The organism is Ensifer sp. Root31 (genome assembly GCF_001424825.1).
Taxonomy (GTDB): domain Bacteria; phylum Pseudomonadota; class Alphaproteobacteria; order Rhizobiales; family Rhizobiaceae; genus Ensifer; species Ensifer canadensis.
Window position 1 is genome coordinate 143,112 of record NZ_LMCO01000056.1, and the last position, 19,450, is coordinate 162,561.

Sequence of the window (19,450 nt, forward strand, 5' to 3'; positions counted from 1 at the left end):
TATGCTGCGAACACTCGACATAGTCCTGATCGTCGTCATGACGGCAGCCGCCACGGTCACCTACACGATCAAGCATCGTGCCGAAAACAAGCTGGAAGAGGTGCGCAGGCTCGATGCCGCCATCAAGCTGGAAGAAGACACGATCGACCTTCTGCGCGCCGACTGGGCGCTGCTGACGCAGCCGAACCGGCTGGAACGTCTGGTTGGCGCCTTCGGCGCTGATCTGCAACTGGCACCGACGCCGTCGACGCAACTCGTGCGCCCGCAGGAGCTGCCGATGCTGAAGGCCGACGTGCCGCCGACGGAAGAAGAAAAGAAGCTCGCCGCCGCCAAGGCGTCGGAGAAAAAGACCGATAATATCGCAACAGGTTCGGTGGCGCGCTGATGTCGTTTCTCTCCCGCATCATGGTCTTGAAGAGCAAGGCGCATTTCTCCGCAGGCGGCAACAACCTGCCGGCCGAGGCCAAGCTCAACGTCACCTTCCAGGGCACACGCAAGAAGACCACCAATCAGGCGAAGAACCGCGTGGCGATCATCATCGCCAGCTTCGGCATCGTCTATGCGGTCATCGGTGGCCGCCTGGTGCAATACGGCATGGCGCAGCCGGAGACGGTTTCGAGTATCGGCCGCGCCGACAATCTGATGGCCTCGCGCCCGGATATTCTCGACCGCAACGGCGAGATCCTCGCCACCGACATCCGCACGGTCTCTCTCTATGCCGAGCCGCACAAGATCGTCGATGCGGATGAGGCGGTCGAGCGGCTTGCAACCGTGCTGCCCGATCTCAACGCCCGCGACATCTACAACAAGCTGAAGTCGAAATCGCGCTTCCAGTGGCTGCGCCGCCAATTGACCCCGAAGCAGCAGAGCGAAATCCTGGCGCTCGGCATTCCCGGCGTCGGTTTCCGGCCGGAAAAGCGCCGCTTCTATCCGGGCGGCCCGACCGCCGCCCATGTTCTCGGCCACGTCAACATCGACAACCGCGGTGTTGCCGGCATGGAGCGCTACATCGACGGGCAGGGGCTCGCCGATCTCGCCGCCATCGGCATGACCAGCGATGCCAAGCTCGAGCCGGTCAAGCTGTCGATCGACGTTCGGGTGCAGAACATCGTGCGCGACGTCATCGATGCCGGCATGAAGAACTACCAGGCGCTGGCCGCCGGGGCCGTGGTGCTCGACGTCAATACCGGCGAAGTGCTGGCGTTGGCGTCGGTCCCCGATTACGACCCGAACAAGCCGGCCGAAGGTGCCGAAGAGGGCTGGATGAACCGCATGTCGAACGGCACGTTCGAGATGGGCTCCACCTTCAAGACGTTCACGATCGCCATGGGTCTCGATTCCGGCAAGGTAACGCTCAACGACAGCTTCGACGCCTCGGCACCGATCCGCATCGGCGGCTTCACCATCAAGGACTTCCACGGCAAGCGCCGGGTGCTGACCGTTCCGGAAATCTTCCAGTATTCGTCGAACATCGGCACCGCCAAGATCGCCGACCTGATCGGCATTCCCGGCCACAAGGAATTTCTGACCCGGATCGGCCTGCTGTCGAAGCTGCCGACCGAGCTGCCGGAAGTCAAATCCCCGAGCCAGCCGCGCGAATGGAAGAAGATCAACTCGATCACCATCTCCTTCGGCCACGGCGTTTCGACGACGCCGCTGCAGACGGCTGTCGCAGGTGCCGCGCTCGTCAACGGCGGCAAGCTGATCCCGCCGACCTTCCTGCCACGCTCGCAGGAGCAGGCCGATGAACTGGCGACGACGGTCGTCAAGAAAAGCACCAGCGACGACATGCGCTTTCTGCTTCGCTGGAACGGCATCGCCGGTTCGGGCAAGCGCGCGCAGGTGCCGGGCTTCAACGTCGGCGGCAAGACCGGCACGGCCGACAAGGTCGTCAACGGCCGCTATGCCAGCGACCAGAACTTCAACGCCTTTCTCGCAGCGTTTCCGATCGACAATCCGAAGTACATCGTGCTGACTTTCATTGACGCGCCGAAGACCGGCGAAGGCGGCGGACGGACCGCCGGCTCGAATGCCGCGCCCATGGTTCGCGACATCATCAGCCGCTCCGCACCGCTTCTCGGCGTCGAACCGAAGTTCGGAGAAGATGGTTCTGCCATGCTTGTGTCTTATTAGGCATGAAATGAGAATGCGGACGATTCGCGATTCCGGCGAATTGAGAGCGATGTGAGACGTGCGGTTCATGAAGATAAAAGACCTGGCGGGAACGAGCTTCCCTGAACTTTCTGCGCAACTGGATGGCGCTTCCTCGCAGATCGAGGTTGCCGGCATTACGGCCGACAGCCGGCATGTGCAGCCAGGAGATCTTTTCGTCGCCGTCTCCGGCACCAAGGCAAACGGCACCAGCTATATCGTCGACGCGCTTGCGCGCGGCGCCGTTGCCGTCGTCGCTGAATCCGGCGTCAAGCCTGATGGATCCTCCGCACCCGTTCTTTCGCTCGGCAACCCGCGCGCCTTTCTCGCGCGCGCCGCCGCCGCGTTCTACGGTCGCCAGCCTGAGACGATGGTTGCGGTGACGGGCACGGCCGGCAAGACCTCGGTCGCCTCCTTCACCCGGCAGATCTGGGCGCATTCGGGCCTTGCTGCCGCGATGATCGGCACGACAGGCGTGGTGGCGCCCGGCCGCAACGACTACGGTTCTCTCACCACGCCCGATCCGGTTTCCCTGCACAAGCTTCTTGCCGAACTCGCAGATGCCGGCGTCACCCATGCGGCGATGGAGGCTTCCAGCCACGGCCTCGACCAGAGCCGGCTCGACGGCGTCAAGCTTTCGGCTGCGGCCTTTACCAATCTCGGCCGCGACCACATGGACTACCATCCGACGGTCGAGCACTATATGGCGTCCAAGATGCGGCTGTTCGAAGCGTTACTGCCGAAGGGCGCGCCCGCGGTTGTCTTTGCCGACGACCAGTGGTCGGAACAGGCGATTGCGGCTGCCCGCAAGGCCAAGCTCGACGTGCGCACCGTCGGCCGCAAGGGCGAATTCATCTCGCTGAAGCGGGTCGAACATTTCCGCCACAAGCAGTCGGCCGAAGTGCATGTCGGCGACGACATCTTCGAAATCCATATTCCGCTTGCCGGCGATTTCCAGGTTGCCAACGCGCTTGTCGCGGCGGGACTTGCGATCTCCACCGGCATCAGCGCCAAGGCGGCGTTCTCCGCGCTTGAAAAGCTGCAGGGTGCCTCCGGCCGCCTCGAACTGGTCGGCCAGACCAGGGACGGCGCGCTTGCCTATGTCGACTATGCCCACAAGCCCGATGCGCTCGAAAATGTGCTGGCCTCGGTGCGGCCGTTCACGACGGGCCGCGTTATCGTGGTCTTCGGCTGCGGCGGCGACCGCGACAAGGGCAAGCGACCGATCATGGGCGAGATCGCCACGCGGCTTGCCGACGTCGTGATCGTCACGGATGACAATCCGCGCTCGGAAGTGCCTGAGGTGATCCGCTCGGAAATCATGGCTGCGGCTCCAGGTGCAACCGAAATCGGCGACCGCGCCGAAGCGATCCGTGCCGCCGTCGGCATGTTGACAAGCGGCGACACGCTGATCGTCGCCGGCAAGGGACATGAGGAAGGCCAGACGGTCGGTTCCGTCACGCTGCCGTTCTCGGATCATGCGGAAGTCCGCAAGGCATTGGGAGGTCTGTGATTTGAACTGGCTCTGGACAAGCAGCGATCTTCTGGCCGCAATGAACGGCCGTCCGGTTGGAAACCTGCCCGAAGGAGTAAGCGGCATATCGATCGACAGCCGCTCGGTCGGCAAGGGCGAAGCCTTCTTCGCGATCAAGGGCGACCGGGTCGATGGCCACGACTATGCGGGCCTTGCGCTCGCCAATGGCGCCGCACTCCTCGTTGTCAGCGAAGGCAAACTGCCGGCGCTCGGCCGCCTCAGCGCGCCACTGATCGTCGTCGACGACGTGCTTGAAGCGATGATTCGGCTCGGTTGCGCGGCGCGCGACCGCAGTGCTGCGAAGATCATCGCCGTCACCGGTTCCGTCGGCAAGACCACCACCAAGGAGATGCTGCGGCACGTGCTGGTGCCGCAAGGGCGCGTGCACGCCTCCGTGGCCTCGTTCAACAATCATTGGGGCGTGCCGCTGACGCTTGCGCGCATGCCCGAGGCCACCGATTTCGGCATCTTCGAAATCGGCATGAACCATCCGGGCGAGATCCGGCCGCTGACCAAGATGGTCCGCCCGCATGTGGCAATCGTCACCAGCATCGCTGCCGCTCATCTCGGAAACTTCGACAGCCTGGACCAGATCGCCGAGGCCAAGGCCGAGATCTTCGAGGGCGTCGTCAATGGCGGCCACGCGGTCATCAACCACGACAGTGCCCAGTACAAGCTGCTCGAAAAGGCCGCGGGTACGGCTGGCGTCAGCTATATCCACTCCTTCGGCGTCAACCCGAAGGCGGAGTTCCGCCTCGTCGAGTTTGCCGGTGCGGCGGACGGTTCAGTGCTTTGGGCCGCCCTTGGCGGCCGGACGATGGAAATCACCATCGGCGCTCCTGGACGTCATATCGCCGAGAACGCGCTGGCCGTGCTCGCGGCGGTGAAGCTGGTCGGCGCCGATGTCGACTACGCCGCCTCGTCGCTGGCGACGATGCAGGCCGAAACGGGCAGGGGCCGCCGGCACCAACTGTTGATCGGCGCGGGCACACTGACGCTGATCGACGAGAGCTACAACGCCAATCCGAGCTCGATGCGCGCGGCGATTTCGCTGCTGCAGGATTCAGCACCGGCGCCGGGCGGGCGCCGCATCGCCGTGCTCGGCGACATGCTGGAGATGGGCGAACACGCCGCCGGCGTTCATGCCGCGCTCGCCAAACCTCTCGTCGAAGCCGGCATCACCGATGTCTGGCTTGCCGGGCCGTTGATGGCCCACCTGCGCGACGCGTTGCCGCCGGAAATCTCCGTCGTCTACCGCGAAACGGTGGACGAACTGAAGGCCTATGCACTCGGCGCGGTTGCGACCGGCGACGTGGTGATGATCAAGTCTTCGAAGGGCACGGGCTGCGGCAAGATCGTGCATGCGCTGATCGAAGCCTATCCGGAGCCCGAGGCCGAGGGGGACGAAGCAACTGCGTGATTGCCGGACTGCAAGCGGTTCAGCGGCAATGATGCAGTCGACCAAATGACGACAACGATCTTCGCGTGCCTCAAGCGGCGCGCTGCGTTGTAGTGGTCGTCGCCGATGCTGGCGGCGGTGGATACAGCCTTGGGTTAGGCAGCGCGGCCTAACACTTTCGCATACAAGCGCGTATCGTTTTTCAGATGATTCTGTTGGACGGTGTCCGATTTTAAACCTTTGGGGAAAGGTCCCTTATGCTCATCTGGCTCGTGGAACTGGCGGACCACTTTCAGTTTTTCAATCTCTTTCGCTACATCACGTTCCGTACCGGTGCAGCGCTTTTCACTTCGGCCTTGATCGTTTTCCTTTTCGGTCCGCGCATGATTGCCTCCCTCCGCATCCGTCAGGGCAAGGGTCAGCCTATCCGCGCCGATGGTCCGCAGACGCATTTCAAGAAGGCCGGCACGCCGACGATGGGCGGGTTGATGATCCTTGCGGGCATCGTCGTGTCATCGCTTCTGTGGGCCGATCTTTCCAGCGTCTATGTGGTCTCGACCCTTCTCGTCACGCTCGGTTTCGGCGCCATCGGCTTTTATGACGACTATCTCAAGGTCACCAAGCAGTCGGACAAAGGCTTTTCCGGCAAGGCGCGTCTCGGCTTCGAGTTCATCATCGCCGCGATTGCCGTGTTCTTCATGATGCAGGCGTCGCTTTCGGGCGGTGCTGCCGGCTCGACCTTCGGCTCCTCGGTCACCTTCCCGTTCTTCAAGGACCTCGTGATCAATCTCGGCTATTTCTTCGTGCTGTTCGGTGGCTTCGTCATCGTCGGCGCCGGCAATGCCGTGAACCTGACGGATGGTCTCGATGGGCTTGCCATCGTGCCCGTCATGATCGCGGCGGCCGCCTTCGGCCTCATCGCCTATCTCGCCGGTAACGCCGTTTTCGCCAATTACCTGCAGATCCATTTCGTGCCCGGCACGGGCGAGCTCGCCGTCATCCTCGGCGCCGTCATCGGCGCCGGCCTCGGCTTCCTCTGGTTCAACGCGCCGCCCGCCGCCATCTTCATGGGTGATACCGGTTCGCTGGCGCTCGGCGGCCTGATCGGCACCGTTGCCGTCGCGGTCAAGCATGAATTTGTCATGATCATCATCGGTGGCCTGTTCGTCATGGAAACGCTGTCGGTGATCATCCAGGTGTTCTGGTTCAAGCGCACCGGGCGCCGCGTCTTCCTGATGGCGCCGATCCACCACCACTTCGAAAAGAAGGGCTGGACGGAAAGCCAGGTCGTGATCCGCTTCTGGATCATCGCCGTCATCCTTGCGATGGTCGGCCTGTCCACCCTCAAGCTGCGGTGAGCGGACGATGATCGCGGTCAGCACATTCAGGGGCAAGAAGGTCGCTCTTTTCGGGCTTGGTGGTTCGGGGCTGGCGACTGCGCAGGCGCTCGTCGCCGGCGGCGCCGAGGTGACGGCCTGGGACGACAATCCCGACAGCGTCGCCAAGGCCGGCGAGGCGGGTGTGCCGACAGCGAACCTGCACGGCATCGACTGGCGTGCCTTTGCCGCCTTCGTGCTTTCGCCCGGCGTGCCGCTGACCCATCCGAAGCCGCATTGGACCGTCGACCTCGCGCATGCCGCTGGCGTCGAGATCATCGGCGATGTCGAGCTTTTCGTGCGCGAGCGCCGGGCGCAGGCGCCCGATGCCCCGTTCATCGCCATTACCGGCACCAACGGCAAATCGACGACCACGGCGCTGATCGCCCATATCCTGAGGGAAAGCGGCCGTGACACCCAGCTCGGCGGCAATATCGGCACGGCCGTACTGACGCTTGAGCCCCCGAAGGCCGGCCGCTTCTATGTGGTCGAGTGCTCGTCCTACCAGATCGATCTGGCGCCGACGCTCAACCCGACGGCCGGTATCCTGCTCAATCTCACGCCCGATCATCTCGATCGGCACGGCACCATGCAGCACTATGCCGATATCAAGGAGCGGCTGGTGGCCGGCAGCGGCACGGCGATCGTCGGTGTCGACGACAGCTTCTGCGCACTGATTGCCGATCGCGTCGAGCGGGCGGGCACCAAGGTGGTTCGCATCTCGCGCCGGCATGTTCTGGCCGACGGGATCTATGCCGAAGGCTCGCGCGTCCTTGAGGCGCACGGCGGAACGTCGCGGCTCTTCGTAGATCTCGATGGCATCCAGACGCTGCGCGGCGGCCATAATGCGCAGAATGCTGCCGCGGCAATCGCCGCATGCCTTGCCGTCGATGTCAGCGAAGACGAGATACGCCAGGGGCTGAAAAGCTTCCCCGGCTTGAAGCATCGCATGCAGCCGGTCGGCCGCAAGGGTGCTGTCGTATTCGTCAACGACAGCAAGGCGACCAATGCGGATGCAGCGGCCCCGGCGCTGTCGAGCTACGAGCGCATCTACTGGATCGCCGGCGGCCTTCCGAAGGAGGGCGGCATCACTTCGCTGTCGCCGTTCTTCCCGAAGATCGTCAAGGCCTACCTGATCGGTGAGGCCGCACCGGCCTTTGCCGCAACGCTCGGCGAGGCGGTGCCCTTCGAGATTTCAGGCACGCTGGAAAAGGCCGTGGCGCATGCCGCAGCAGATGCCGAGCACGATGACAAAGGCGCGTCGGCGGTGATGTTATCCCCGGCTTGCGCAAGTTTCGACCAGTATAAGAACTTTGAAATACGCGGCGATGCCTTCGTGACGCACGTCAAGGCATTGCAGGGCGTGACGATGCTGATCTGACGCTCGCCGTCCGCGCGCCCATCCGGCGCGCGACGGGTGGCGGTGATGCCGGGGTTTCGGACGTTTGGCGCAGGCGCGCCTGATAAAGGGGACTGACAGATGGTAAGCCGAGCCGAACGTGGCCCTGTGGCCGACTGGTTCTGGACGATCGACAGGTTCTTCCTGGCGACCTTCATCCTGTTGATGGGCGTGGGCTTCATGCTGTCGTTTGCGGCAAGCCCGGCGGTCGCCGAGCGCATCGGCCTCGACAGCTTCCACTTCGTCAAGCGCCACGCCGTCTTCCTCTTGCCGTCGCTGGTGGTGATGGTCGCCATCTCCTTCCTGTCGCCGAGGCAGGTGCGCCGCGCCGCGATCATCCTGCTCGGCGTGTCGCTCGCGATGATGGTGCTGGTGCTGTTCATCGGCCAGGAGGTCAAGGGCTCGATGCGCTGGATCTCAATCGCCGGCATTTCCATCCAGCCCTCGGAATTCATGAAGCCAGCCTTCGTGGTCGTCTGCGCCTGGTTGTTTTCGGAACATGCGCGCCAGCCGGAAATTCCCGGCAATCTCTTTGCCATCCTGCTCTTCGGCATTGTCGGCGCGCTGCTCGTCGCCCAGCCCGACCTTGGCCAGACGATCCTGACGACCGCGGTCTGGGGCGGCATGTTCTTCATGGCCGGCATGCCGTGGCTGTGGATCATCGTGCTCGCCGGCGCTGCCTTCGGCGGCTTCTTCGTCGCCTATACCATGCTGCCGCACGTGGCCGGCCGTATCGACAAATTCCTGACCGGGGAGGGCGATACCTTCCAGATGGACACGGCGCGCGAGGCGATCATCCGCGGCGACTGGTTCGGCCGCGGTCCGGGCGAAGGCATCGTCAAGCGCATCATTCCCGATAGCCACACCGACTTCGTGTTCTCGGTGGCGGCTGAAGAATTCGGCATCGTCTTCTGCATGCTGATCGTGATGATCTTCGCCTTCCTGGTGCTGCGCGGCCTCAACCACGCCTTCCGCGAGCGCAACGACTTCAACCGCTTCGCCGTTGCCGGCCTCGTGCTGCAGATCGGCATCCAGTCGATGATCAACATCGGCGTGAACCTCGAACTGCTTCCGGCCAAGGGCATGACCCTGCCGCTGATCTCCTATGGCGGCTCGTCCATGGTGGCGATCTGCGTCACCGCCGGCTTCATCCTGGCGCTCACGCGCCATCGCCCAGAGAAGCGCGCCGTGGAGCGTAGCCTGTTTCGGTCCGGCATTGGCGTGCCGGCGGAGTAAAGAATGACCAAAGGCATTATCCTTCTTGCCGCCGGGGGTACCGGCGGCCATCTGTTCCCGGCCGAGGCGCTCGCCCATGAGCTGAAGGCCAACGGCTATTCGGTGCATCTGGTGACCGACAGTCGCGCCGAGCGTTTCGCCGGCAAGTTCCCGGCAGACGAGGTGCATGTGGTGCCGTCGGCAACCATCGGCTCGAAGAACCCCATTCATGTCGTGCGCTCGCTGTGGACGCTCTGGACCGGCATGCGTGCCGCGCGCCGGCTGATCGCCCGGCTGCGGCCGAAGGCCGTCGTCGGTTTCGGCGGCTACCCGACCGTGCCGCCGCTGCTGGCGGCAACCGGCATGGGCGTGCCGTCGATGATCCATGAACAGAACGCTGTCATGGGTCGTGCCAACAAGGCGCTCGCCTCCCGCGTCAAGGCGATCGCCGGCGGCTTCCTGCCCGAGGGCACCGGTACCTTTGCCGCCAAGACGGTGACGACGGGCAACCCGGTGCGTCCGGCCGTGCTCGATGCTGCCAAGGTGCCTTATGTCGCGGCGGCGGGCGAAGCGCCGTTCCATCTCGTCGTCTTCGGCGGTAGCCAGGGCGCGCAATATTTCTCGAAGGCGATCCCCCAGGCGATCTGCCGTCTCGACGACGCACTTCGCCAGCGGCTGACGGTGACGCAGCAGGCGCGTCCGGAAGATCGCGACGGCGTCATCGCCACCTATGAGAAGCTCGGCGTTCCCGCCGAGGTCTCGCCGTTCTTCACCGATATGGCCGAGCGCATCGCCGGCGCCCAGCTGGTCATCTGCCGCTCGGGCGCCTCGACGGTTTCCGAGCTTGCGGTCATCGGCCGGCCGGCGATCCTCGTTCCCTATCCTTATGCGCTCGATCACGATCAGGCGGCCAATGCCGCGGCGATTGCCGCCAAGGGCGGCGCAAAGGTGATCGCCCAGGCGGAGCTGACCGCCGAGCGCCTTGCCGGCATTCTTGCTGAGGCCATGGCCAATCCACAATCGCTGGCGCAGATGGCCGCCAATGCGCGCGAAACCGGAAAGCCGGACGCCGCGCGCTTGCTTGCATCGATGGTAGAGGCTATTGCCAGCGGTTTGACAGTCGAGACATTCAAGGAAAAGCGCTCATGAAAATGCCGAAGACGATCGGTCTGGTTCATTTTATCGGTATCGGCGGTATCGGCATGAGCGGTATTGCCGAGGTGCTGCACAATCTCGGTCACCGGGTGCAGGGCTCCGATCAGTCTGATAGCGCCAATGTCCAGCGGCTGCGCGAAAAGGGCATCGAGGTCTACGTCGGCCACAAGGCCGAGAACATCGGCGATGCCGAAGTGGTCGTCGTGTCGACCGCGATCAAGAAGGACAATCCCGAACTGATCGCCGCCCGTGAAAAACTGCTGCCGGTCGTGCGCCGCGCCGAGATGCTGGCCGAGCTGATGCGCTTCCGCAATGCGATCGCCATCGGCGGCACCCACGGCAAGACGACGACGACCTCGATGGTTGCTGCCCTTCTCGATGCCGGTGGGCTCGACCCGACCGTCATCAACGGCGGCATCATCAATGCCTACGGCACCAATGCCCGCATGGGTGAGGGCAAGTGGATGGTGGTCGAGGCCGACGAGTCCGACGGCACCTTCCTCAAGCTGCCTGCCGATGTCGCCGTCGTCACCAACATCGACCCTGAGCATCTCGACCACTACGGCAATTTCGACGCCGTGCGCGCCGCGTTCCGCCAGTTCGTCGAGAACGTGCCATTCTACGGTTTCGGCGTGCTCTGCCTCGATCACCCCGAAGTGCAGACCATGGTCAGCAAGATCGAGGACCGCAAGGTCATCACCTACGGCGAAAACCCGCAGGCCGACGTTCGTTTCCTCAACATCCGCATGGACGGTGCCACTTCCGTCTTCGATATCGAGATCCGCCGTCGCCGCACCGGCCAGGTGATCTCGATGAAGGATCTGCGCCTGCCGATGCCCGGCCGCCACAATGTGTCGAACGCCACGGCCGCGATCGCGGTCGCCCAGCGCCTCGGCGTCAGCCCCGAGGCGATCGCCAAGGGGCTTGCCTCCTTCGGCGGCGTCAAGCGGCGCTTCACCTTTACCGGCGACTGGAACGGCGTGCGCATCTATGACGACTACGGCCACCATCCGGTCGAGATCAAGGCCGTGCTCAAGGCGGCGCGCGAGGCATGCCAGGGCCGCATCATCGCCGTGCACCAGCCGCACCGCTACTCGCGCCTTGCGAGCCTGTTCGAAGATTTTTCAGCCTGCTTCAACGACGCCGACACGGTTCTGATCGCGCCTGTCTATGCGGCCGGGGAGGAAGCGATCGACGGCGTCAACGCCGAAGAGCTCGTCAACCGCATCAAGGCCGGCGGTCATCGCGACGCCCGGCATGTGGTCGGACCCGAAACAATCGCGCCGGTTGTCAGCAAGATTGCGCAGCCGGGTGATTTTGTGGTTCTCTTGGGGGCTGGCAGCATCACCTACTGGGCCGCTGCCCTGCCACGGGAACTCGCAGACATTTCAGGAAATTGAGCATGAAACAGGTCAACGGTCAGAAACTACTCGAAGCACTCGGAAGCGGAGTCAGCGCCGTTCGCGGCCGCATCACGCCCGATGCGCCGATGGATCGCGTGACCTGGTTCCGCGCCGGCGGTCTTGCCGAGCTGATGTTCCAGCCGCACGACACTGACGATCTCATCACCTTCCTGAAGCTGGTTCCGGCTGATGTACCCGTCATGGTCATGGGTGTCGGCTCGAACCTTTTGGTTCGTGACGGTGGCATTCCTGGTGTCGTCATCCGGCTTTCGGCCAAGGGTTTTGGCGATCTCGAACTCGTCGGCGAGAACCGCATCAAGGCCGGCGCGATCTGCCCGGACAAGAACATTGCGGCGATGGCGCTCGATAACGGCATCGGCGGCTTCTATTTCTACTACGGCATTCCTGGCGCGATCGGCGGCGCATTGCGCATGAACGCCGGCGCCAACGGCTCGGAGACCCGCGAGCGCGTCGTCGAGGTGCACGCGGTCGATCGTCAGGGCAATACGCATGTGCTGTCGAATGCCGACATGGGCTATGGCTATCGCCATTCCGCGGCGGCTAAGGACCTAATCTTCACGCACGCCATCTTCGAAGGTTATCCCGAGGACAAGAACAAGATCCGCACCGACATGGACGCCGTGCGCCAGCACCGCGAAACCGTGCAGCCGATTCGCGAAAAGACGGGGGGATCGACCTTCAAGAACCCGGAGGGACATTCGGCCTGGAAGCTGATCGACGAAGCGGGTTGCCGCGGCATGATGATTGGCAGCGCGCAGATGTCGCCGCTGCATTGCAACTTCATGATCAACACCGGTCAGGCGACGGGCTACGAGCTCGAATATCTCGGCGAAACCGTGCGGAACCGCGTGCTCGAACATTCCGGTGTTCGGCTGGAGTGGGAAATCAAGCGCATCGGTACCTTCATGCCGGGCTACGAGATCAAGGAATTCCTCGGCCGCGGCATCGCCTGAGGCTTATGGGAATAGTTTTATGAAGGGCCGCAGCGGCAACGCTGCGGCCCTTTTCGCTTTTCTGGCGTCCTCAGCCGGAGTCTCTTTCTCTCGCCGTCATGCTTGGGCTTGATCCTCGCATCCACGGGTCCAGGTCGGCATCTTTGCGCGGAGGCTGGATCCAGGAAATTGGATTCAGGGAGACAAGATCAGAGCTTGCTGGCAACGAGGGTCGCGGGCTAAAGCCAACTTGTCATGACGTGCCGCAACCAAGCTGGCACCTGCTAACTTCCGCATACTCTAACGTCTGGACTAACAATGGATCAGGGAACACTGGGAAAAATCGCTGCCATTTTGAATGCTGGTTCAACAAATTATTCCGTTTTTCTGAAGTTGTACGAGGTGCAACTGGGGAGCCAGATAGATTCAACTGCAATTGTTCAGATGGTGTTGGGACAGGAGCTGTGTTGGGCGGAATAGAAGAAGTACAAAGTGGGTCGGTGTGGCCGGAGGTTATGGAAGCCGTGCTGTATGTTGGTGACTCTAGCGCTGGTCCATCAAGTACAGCACTTAAATCCGGACAATTCACTTCCTTAGTTGAGCTGCTCAAGGCGCAGGTCGACACGATGGTCAAGACATCAGCAACAATCGAGACCTTCTGGCTTAGCAACGGGCATCCCGCCTATCCCGTGTTTTGGGACTTCGCGTTTCTCTTCAGAACGGATGCAACTGCAACTATCTTCATCGGAGCAAGTTCGGACTAGGCAACTGGTCGGAGACTTGGCTACCAGAACTGGCCCACGGAAAGAGCCGCAGCGTTGTCGCTGCGGCTCTTTCGTTTTTTGTGGAACAGGCCGCGTGTGTGGCGAGGCGCAACAGAAATCAGGCCGAAACCTCTTCTTCCGTCGACAGCACCAGGCAAACGAGCGTGATCGCAGCGGCCCCCAGCAGATAGTAGCCGACATGGTCGAGGCTGTAGTTGGTCGCAAGCCAGGTGGCGATGTAGGGCGCGAGCGACGCGCCGAAGATGCCGGCGAGGTTGAAGGTCATCGACGCGCCGGTATAACGCACCGAGGTCGGGAAGGGGGCGGCGAGTGCTGCGCCAATCGGACCATAGGTGAGCCCCATCAGGCCGAGGCCGAGGATGGAGAACAGGAAGGCGCCGCCGAGACCGCCGGCCATGAGCGGTGCCATGACCAGGCCGAAGGCGCCGATGCCGATGGTGGTGATGATCAGCACCAGGCGGCGGCCGTAGCGGTCCGACAGGATGCCCGAGACCGGGATCATCAGGCCGAAGAAGACGACACCGGTCATCTGCACGACGAGGAACTGCTCACGCGAATAGCCGAGCTTGGCCGTGCCCCAGGACAAAGAGAACACCGTCATCAGGTAGAACAAGACGAAGGTGGCAAGCGCCACGAAGGTGCCGAGCACGAGGCTGCGCTTGTGGAACCGGAGGATCTGCGCGATCGGAACCTGGACGCGCTCGTGCTTGTCGATCGCCTTCTGGAATTCCGGCGTCTCGGTGATCTTCAGGCGGACATAGAGGCCGACGATAACCAGCAGGATGCTGGCAATGAAGGGCACGCGCCATCCCCAGGCGAGGAAGGCCTCATCTGTCATGACTTCGCCGAGGATGAGGAAGGTACCGGCCGACAGGATGAAGCCGATCGGGGCGCCGAGCTGCGGGAACATGGCATACCATGTGCGCTTGCCCTCGGGCGCGTTCTCGGTTGCGAGCAGCACGGCGCCGCCCCATTCGCCACCGAGGCCGAGGCCCTGGCCGAAGCGGCAAAGGGCGAGCAAGAGCGGGGCCGCGACGCCGATCGACGCGTAGGTCGGCAAGAGGCCAATGACGACGGTGGAAATGCCCATGGTCATCAGCGCTGCGACCAGCGTCGCCTTGCGGCCGACCTTGTCGCCGAAATGGCCGAAGATCACTGCGCCGAACGGGCGGGCGAAGAAGGCGATGGAGAAGGTGGCGAAGGATTGCAGCATGGCCGATGTCGGGTCGGACGTCGGAAAGAAGAGATGCGGGAATACGAGCACCGCTGCGGTGGCGTAAACGTAGAAGTCGAAGAATTCGATGGTGGTGCCGACGAGGCTGGCGAACAGCACCCGGGCAGGGGAGTTCACTGCCGGCGTCTGCAACGCGCTATCCTTCGGCGACAGGGAGGTTGTCGCGTCTGTCATTGTTGTCGTTCCTGATATGGATGTCATGCCGTCTTGGGAGGCGGTCGGGGCGTCTTAACGCAAGTTTCCGCATGTTGAAACCCTGAATTCGTAAGAAATGCGAACGAATCCGAGGGGTGGCGCAGCATTATTCCGAGGGTGCATGGCTCGCGCGAATCATAGGCACGGCTGCTCCTAAAATAGGCAGACAAGTGAAGGCCCGGCGTGCGGTTTCGTGTTTTGCGGGCGATGACATCCCTGTCACAACCGGGGTTGACCGGAATCAAAATGTGGCAAACTCTGGGCGATTGAAGCGATCAGCTTCGGTTTTCGGGAGCGAATGCATGTTCAAGAAGCTTTCTGCGGAATTTCTCGGTACATTCTGGCTCGTTTTCGGCGGCTGCGGCAGTGCGGTGCTGGCGGCTGCGTTTCCGGCTGTTGGGATCGGCCTGCTCGGCGTTTCCTTCGCCTTCGGCCTCACCGTTCTCACCATGGCCTATGCCGTCGGCGGCATTTCCGGCGGCCATTTCAACCCGGCCGTTTCTGTTGGTCTGACCGTTGCCGGCAAGTTCCCAGCCTCCAGCCTCATCGGCTACATCATCGCCCAGGTGCTGGGCGCGATCGTCGCTGCAGCCGTGCTCTACGTCGTCGCCAGCGGCAAGGCGGACTTCCAGCTCGGCGACTTTGCCGCCAATGGCTATGGCGAACATTCGCCCGGCGGCTATTCGCTGACGGCCGCGCTGGTGATGGAAGTGGTGATGACCTTCTTCTTCCTGTTCATCATTCTCGGTGCCACCCATGGCCGCGTGCCCTCAGGCTTTGCGCCGATCGCCATCGGCCTGGCGTTGACGCTGATCCATCTGGTGTCGATCCCGGTCACCAACACATCGGTCAATCCGGCCCGCTCCACAGGGCAGGCGCTATTCGTTGGAGACTGGGCGCTTTCGCAGCTTTGGCTCTTCTGGCTGGCTCCGATCGTCGGCGCCGCGATCGCGGGAATCGTCTGGAAAATCGTCGGTGAAGACGATTAATCGCTTCGGCAAAAACGACTGATCGTTAAGCCGAAAATACCGCCAATCGTTAAGGCCTCGCACCGAATTGGTGCGGGGCCTTCATTTTTTAGCGGTTTGTGTTTTGTGTAAACAGGCCGCGCCAACGCGCTGATTTCGTGCCAGAAAGCGTTGTAATCGCAACGTTTTCGAGCACGGCTGCCGATCGTTTCCCGACTAAGGTTAATAAAAGTAAACGGTTCATTAACTATAATGCCGTTCTAGTGCCTCCGATGGCCACCGGTGACTCGCGTTGCCGGATTCAGCCAGGCGCAAGCAAGTGTTGCGATAGTGACGTATTTTCGGGGGTATGAATGAACGGCAAGCATGTAGCTGTCCTTATGGGCGGATTTTCTTCGGAGCGACCGGTGAGCCTGTCGTCCGGGGCTGCATGCGCCGATGCTCTGGAAGCGGAAGGTTTCCGCGTTACGCGTGTAGACGTCGCGCGCGATGTCGCTTCGGTTCTGGCCGCGCTGCGCCCGGACGTCGCCTTCAACGCCCTTCACGGTCCGTTCGGCGAGGATGGCACGATCCAGGGCATTCTTGAATATCTGGAAATTCCCTACACCCATTCTGGCGTTCTGGCCTCCGCACTCGCCATGGACAAGGCGCAGGCCAAGCACGTGGCCGCCGCCGCCGGTGTTCCGGTTGCCGAAGCGCTGGTGATGGATCGCCGGGGCTTTGGTCCGAAACATCCGATGCGCCCGCCATACGTCGTCAAGCCGGTCAGCGAAGGCTCGAGCTTCGGCGTCGTCATCGTCAAGGAAGATCAGTCGCATCCGCCGCAGGTCGTTACCTCGAGCGAGTGGCGTTATGGCGACCGAATCATGGTCGAACGTTATGTCGCCGGCCGCGAACTCACCTGCGGCGTCATGGGCGATAAGGCGCTTGGCGTCACCGAAATCATCCCGCAGGGCCACGCCTTCTACGATTATGATTCCAAATACGTAAAAGGTGGCTCGCAACACGTCATTCCGGCACAGGTTTCACCAAATATTTACCAAAAAATACAAACACTCGCATTGAAGGCGCATCAGGCAATCGGTTGCCGGGGCGTCAGCCGATCCGACTTTCGCTTCGACGACCGTACCTCCGGTGAAGGCGAATTGATCTGGCTGGAAATCAACACCCAGCCCGGCATGACCCCAACCTCCCTGGTGCCCGAGATGGCTCAGCATGCTGGCCTTGGTTTTGGCGAGTTTCTGACTTGGATGGTGGAGGACGCTTCGTGCTTGCGGTAAGGGGCAAAAGGGGCAAGAGAGTTCGTGACCCGCTGGGCGCAGTTGCTGCCGAGGCGGATGGCGCACGCGTTCTGCCGCGGCCGCTTCGCAAGGCCGTTCGCTTCCTGGTCAGCCTCGGCAGCGGCCGCGTCCGCTTTCCAGCCCATACCGGCACGATCGCTGCCGTCGCGTTTTTCGCCGCCACCGGCTTTTACGGCATGTCGCTCGGCGGCCATACACAGAACGTCGCGCAGGCATCGACGACGGCGGCCGGCTTTGCCATCGAGGACGTGCGCGTCTCCGGCAACGAGCAGACCTCCGAGATCGATATCCTGCAGCAGCTCGGCCTTGACGGCACGACGTCGCTGGTGGCGCTCGACATCATCGAAGCGCGCAAGCTGATCGCCGAACTGCCCTGGGTGCAGGGCGTTACGGTTCGCAAGGTCTATCCGAGCACGATCGAAGTCACGCTCACCGAGCGCAAGGCCTTTGGCATCTGGCAGCACGGCTCCGACCTGTCGCTGATCGAGCGCAGCGGCAGCGCGATTGCGCCGCTGCGCGACAACAAGTTTGCAGCCCTGCCGCTGTTCGTCGGCCGCGACGCCGAGACGGCAGCGGCCGATTTCTACGACGAGTTTTCCCGCTGGCCGGAGATTCGCTCGCGGGTGAGGGCCTTCGTGCGCGTCGCCGGCCGTCGCTGGGATCTGCGCCTCGACAACGGCATCGTCGTCAAGCTGCCGGAACACGATGTCGCCCGTGCGATGAAGGTTCTGTCGGAGATGGAAAGCGAGCACCAGCTGCTCGAGCGCGACATCGCCGCAGTCGATCTGCGGCTGGAAGATCGAACCACAGTTCAATTGACGCCGGATGCGGTCACCCGGCGCGAAGTTGCCTTGAAGGCGAGGGACAAGATGCTGAAGGCGCAGGAGACGGAGAGAAAGAAAGAGGGGCGGATATGAGTTTGTTCGGTTCCTCCAGCTTTGGCCTGCCGCGCCTGAAGCCGCTTTCTTCGAAGCGGTCTCATGTCGTCTCGGTGCTGGATATCGGCTCGACGAAGATCGTGTGCATGATCGGCCGGCTGACGCCGCGCGCCGAAAGCCAGATCCTGCCGAACCGCACGCATAGCGTCGAGATCATCGGCATCGGCCACCAGAAATCCCGCGGCGTGAAGAACGGCGTCGTCGCCGATCTCGATGCGGTCGAAAGCGTCGTGCGGCTCGCCGTCGATGCGGCCGAGCGCATGGCCGGCCTCACCATCGACAGCCTCATCGTCAACATTTCCGCAGGCCGCCTGCAGAGCGACGTCTATACCGCGACCATCGACCTCGGTGGCCAGGAAGTCGATGCCAGCGACCTGAAGAGAGTGCTGTCGGCCGCCGGCCAGCAATCGCTGCGTTCCGACCGCGCCATCCTGCATTCGCTGCCGACTGGCTTCTCGCTCGACGGCGAGCGCGGCATCCGCGATCCGCTCGCCATGTTCGGCGACGTGCTCGGCGTCGACATGCACGTGCTGACCGCGGAGCGGGCGGCGCTGAAGAATCTCGAACTTTGCGTCAACCGAGCGCATCTCTCGGTCGAGGGCATCGTTGCGACGCCCTATGCCAGCGGTCTGGCGGCTCTTGTCGATGACGAAGTCGAACTCGGCTGCGCCGCGATCGACATGGGTGGCGGCACGACGACGATCTCGGTCTTTGCCGAGGGCAAGCTGGTTCACGCCGACGCGGTCAGCCTCGGCGGCCACCATGTGACGACGGACCTGGCGCGCGGTCTTTCGACCCGCATCGAAGACGCCGAACGGCTGAAGGTCGTGCACGGCTCGGCCCTGCCCAACAGCGCCGACGAGCGCGACATCGTCTCGGTCCCGCCGATCGGCGAGGACGACCGCGACCAGCCGACCCACGTGCCGCGCGCTCTGGTGTCGCGGATCGTACGCGCCCGCATCGAGGAAACGCTGGAGCTCATCCGCGACCGCATCCAGCGCTCGGGCTTCAGCCCGATCGTCGGCAAGCGCATCGTGCTGACGGGTGGCGCCAGCCAGTTGACCGGCCTGCCGGAAGCGGCACGCCGCATCCTGGCGCGCAATGTTCGTATCGGCCGTCCGCTCGGAGTTTCCGGGCTGCCGGCTGCTGCCAAGGGACCGGCGTTCTCCACGGCCGTCGGTCTGATGATCTATCCGCAGGTCGCCGACCTCGAAACGCATGCGGCCCAGGGCGGCATGTTCTCGTCGATCGGCAACGGCAACGGCCGCATCGCCCGCATGGGCCAGTGGCTGAAGGAAAGTTTTTAGAGCGCCGCGCGTCCGGATGGACGTGCAAAGCGCGCTCTAAGGTTTGTGACGTGCATAAGCCTTTCCGAAAATCGCAGACGATTTTCGGGGTTATGCGCGGAGTACGGCCGGCACCGAACAGGGACGATGCTGGACGA

16 protein-coding genes are annotated in these 19,450 nt (G+C 62.9%); 15 read left to right on the forward strand and 1 reads right to left on the reverse strand.

The features are described from left to right. The first annotated feature begins 1 nt into the window (after nucleotide 1). The 11 genes from ASD00_RS32185 to ASD00_RS32235 all read left to right on the forward strand — a co-directional run bounded on the left by ASD00_RS32185 (nucleotide 2) and on the right by ASD00_RS32235 (nucleotide 13,349). Nucleotides 2–385 carry a hypothetical protein gene (locus ASD00_RS32185; RefSeq protein ID WP_025427734.1) on the forward strand — a complete coding sequence of 128 codons (384 nt, stop codon included), beginning with the start codon at nucleotides 2–4 and terminating at the stop codon, nucleotides 383–385. Then, nucleotides 385–2,133, forward strand: coding sequence for a penicillin-binding protein 2 (locus tag ASD00_RS32190; RefSeq protein WP_025427733.1), 1,749 nt, complete (start codon nucleotides 385–387; stop codon nucleotides 2,131–2,133). The genes ASD00_RS32185 and ASD00_RS32190 overlap by 1 nt, the downstream gene beginning before the upstream one ends. Before the next feature lie 67 nt (nucleotides 2,134–2,200). Then, entirely contained in the window at nucleotides 2,201–3,664 is a 1,464-nt protein-coding gene (locus tag ASD00_RS32195; protein ID WP_025427732.1) for a UDP-N-acetylmuramoyl-L-alanyl-D-glutamate--2,6-diaminopimelate ligase, read from the forward strand. 1 nt (nucleotide 3,665) lies between these two features. Then, nucleotides 3,666–5,105, forward strand: coding sequence for a UDP-N-acetylmuramoylalanyl-D-glutamyl-2,6-diaminopimelate--D-alanyl-D-alanine ligase (locus ASD00_RS32200; RefSeq protein ID WP_025427731.1), 1,440 nt, complete (start codon nucleotides 3,666–3,668; stop codon nucleotides 5,103–5,105). Between the two features lie 236 nt (nucleotides 5,106–5,341). After that, nucleotides 5,342–6,442: a phospho-N-acetylmuramoyl-pentapeptide-transferase gene (gene mraY, locus ASD00_RS32205; RefSeq protein WP_025427730.1), complete on the forward strand. Its 1,101-nt coding sequence runs from the start codon at nucleotides 5,342–5,344 to the stop codon at nucleotides 6,440–6,442. A 7-nt stretch (nucleotides 6,443–6,449) separates the two neighbouring features. Beyond that, nucleotides 6,450–7,841, forward strand: coding sequence for a UDP-N-acetylmuramoyl-L-alanine--D-glutamate ligase (gene murD, locus ASD00_RS32210; RefSeq protein WP_025427729.1), 1,392 nt, complete (start codon nucleotides 6,450–6,452; stop codon nucleotides 7,839–7,841). Between the two features lie 99 nt (nucleotides 7,842–7,940). After that, on the forward strand, nucleotides 7,941–9,095 hold the full coding sequence (ftsW, locus tag ASD00_RS32215) for a putative lipid II flippase FtsW (protein WP_025427728.1): 1,155 nt from the start codon (nucleotides 7,941–7,943) through the stop codon (nucleotides 9,093–9,095). 3 nt (nucleotides 9,096–9,098) lie between these two features. After that, nucleotides 9,099–10,223 carry an undecaprenyldiphospho-muramoylpentapeptide beta-N-acetylglucosaminyltransferase gene (murG, locus tag ASD00_RS32220; protein ID WP_025427727.1) on the forward strand — a complete coding sequence of 375 codons (1,125 nt, stop codon included), beginning with the start codon at nucleotides 9,099–9,101 and terminating at the stop codon, nucleotides 10,221–10,223. Next, a complete protein-coding gene (gene murC, locus ASD00_RS32225; protein WP_025427726.1) occupies nucleotides 10,220–11,629 on the forward strand; it encodes a UDP-N-acetylmuramate--L-alanine ligase in 1,410 nt (469 codons plus the stop codon). Before murG ends, murC begins: the two co-directional genes overlap by 4 nt. Nucleotides 11,630–11,631: 2 nt before the next feature. Continuing rightward, nucleotides 11,632–12,606: a UDP-N-acetylmuramate dehydrogenase gene (gene murB / locus ASD00_RS32230; RefSeq protein WP_025427725.1), complete on the forward strand. Its 975-nt coding sequence runs from the start codon at nucleotides 11,632–11,634 to the stop codon at nucleotides 12,604–12,606. 446 nt (nucleotides 12,607–13,052) lie between these two features. Beyond that, entirely contained in the window at nucleotides 13,053–13,349 is a 297-nt protein-coding gene (locus ASD00_RS32235) for a hypothetical protein (protein ID WP_156585902.1), read from the forward strand. 118 nt (nucleotides 13,350–13,467) lie between these two features. On the opposite strand, the gene ASD00_RS32240 is transcribed toward ASD00_RS32235, so the two are convergent. Then, nucleotides 13,468–14,778, reverse strand: a complete 1,311-nt coding sequence (locus ASD00_RS32240) for an MFS transporter (protein WP_057211123.1) — start codon at nucleotides 14,776–14,778, stop codon at nucleotides 13,468–13,470. 323 nt (nucleotides 14,779–15,101) lie between these two features. Between ASD00_RS32240 and aqpZ the strand changes: the two genes are divergently transcribed. The 4 genes from aqpZ (at nucleotide 15,102) to ftsA (ending at nucleotide 19,313) form a co-directional block, all read left to right on the forward strand. After that, nucleotides 15,102–15,788 (forward strand): aquaporin Z, encoded by a 687-nt coding sequence (gene aqpZ / locus ASD00_RS32245; RefSeq protein ID WP_025427722.1) that lies wholly within the window; start codon nucleotides 15,102–15,104, stop codon nucleotides 15,786–15,788. 332 nt (nucleotides 15,789–16,120) lie between these two features. Then, nucleotides 16,121–17,047, forward strand: coding sequence for a D-alanine--D-alanine ligase (locus tag ASD00_RS32250; RefSeq protein ID WP_025427721.1), 927 nt, complete (start codon nucleotides 16,121–16,123; stop codon nucleotides 17,045–17,047). A gap of 32 nt (nucleotides 17,048–17,079) precedes the next feature. Further along, nucleotides 17,080–17,985, forward strand: coding sequence for a cell division protein FtsQ (ftsQ, locus tag ASD00_RS32255; RefSeq protein ID WP_225906334.1), 906 nt, complete (start codon nucleotides 17,080–17,082; stop codon nucleotides 17,983–17,985). Further along, nucleotides 17,982–19,313, forward strand: coding sequence for a cell division protein FtsA (gene ftsA, locus ASD00_RS32260; protein WP_025427719.1), 1,332 nt, complete (start codon nucleotides 17,982–17,984; stop codon nucleotides 19,311–19,313). The genes ftsQ and ftsA overlap by 4 nt, the downstream gene beginning before the upstream one ends. Nucleotides 19,314–19,450: the final 137 nt, after the last annotated feature.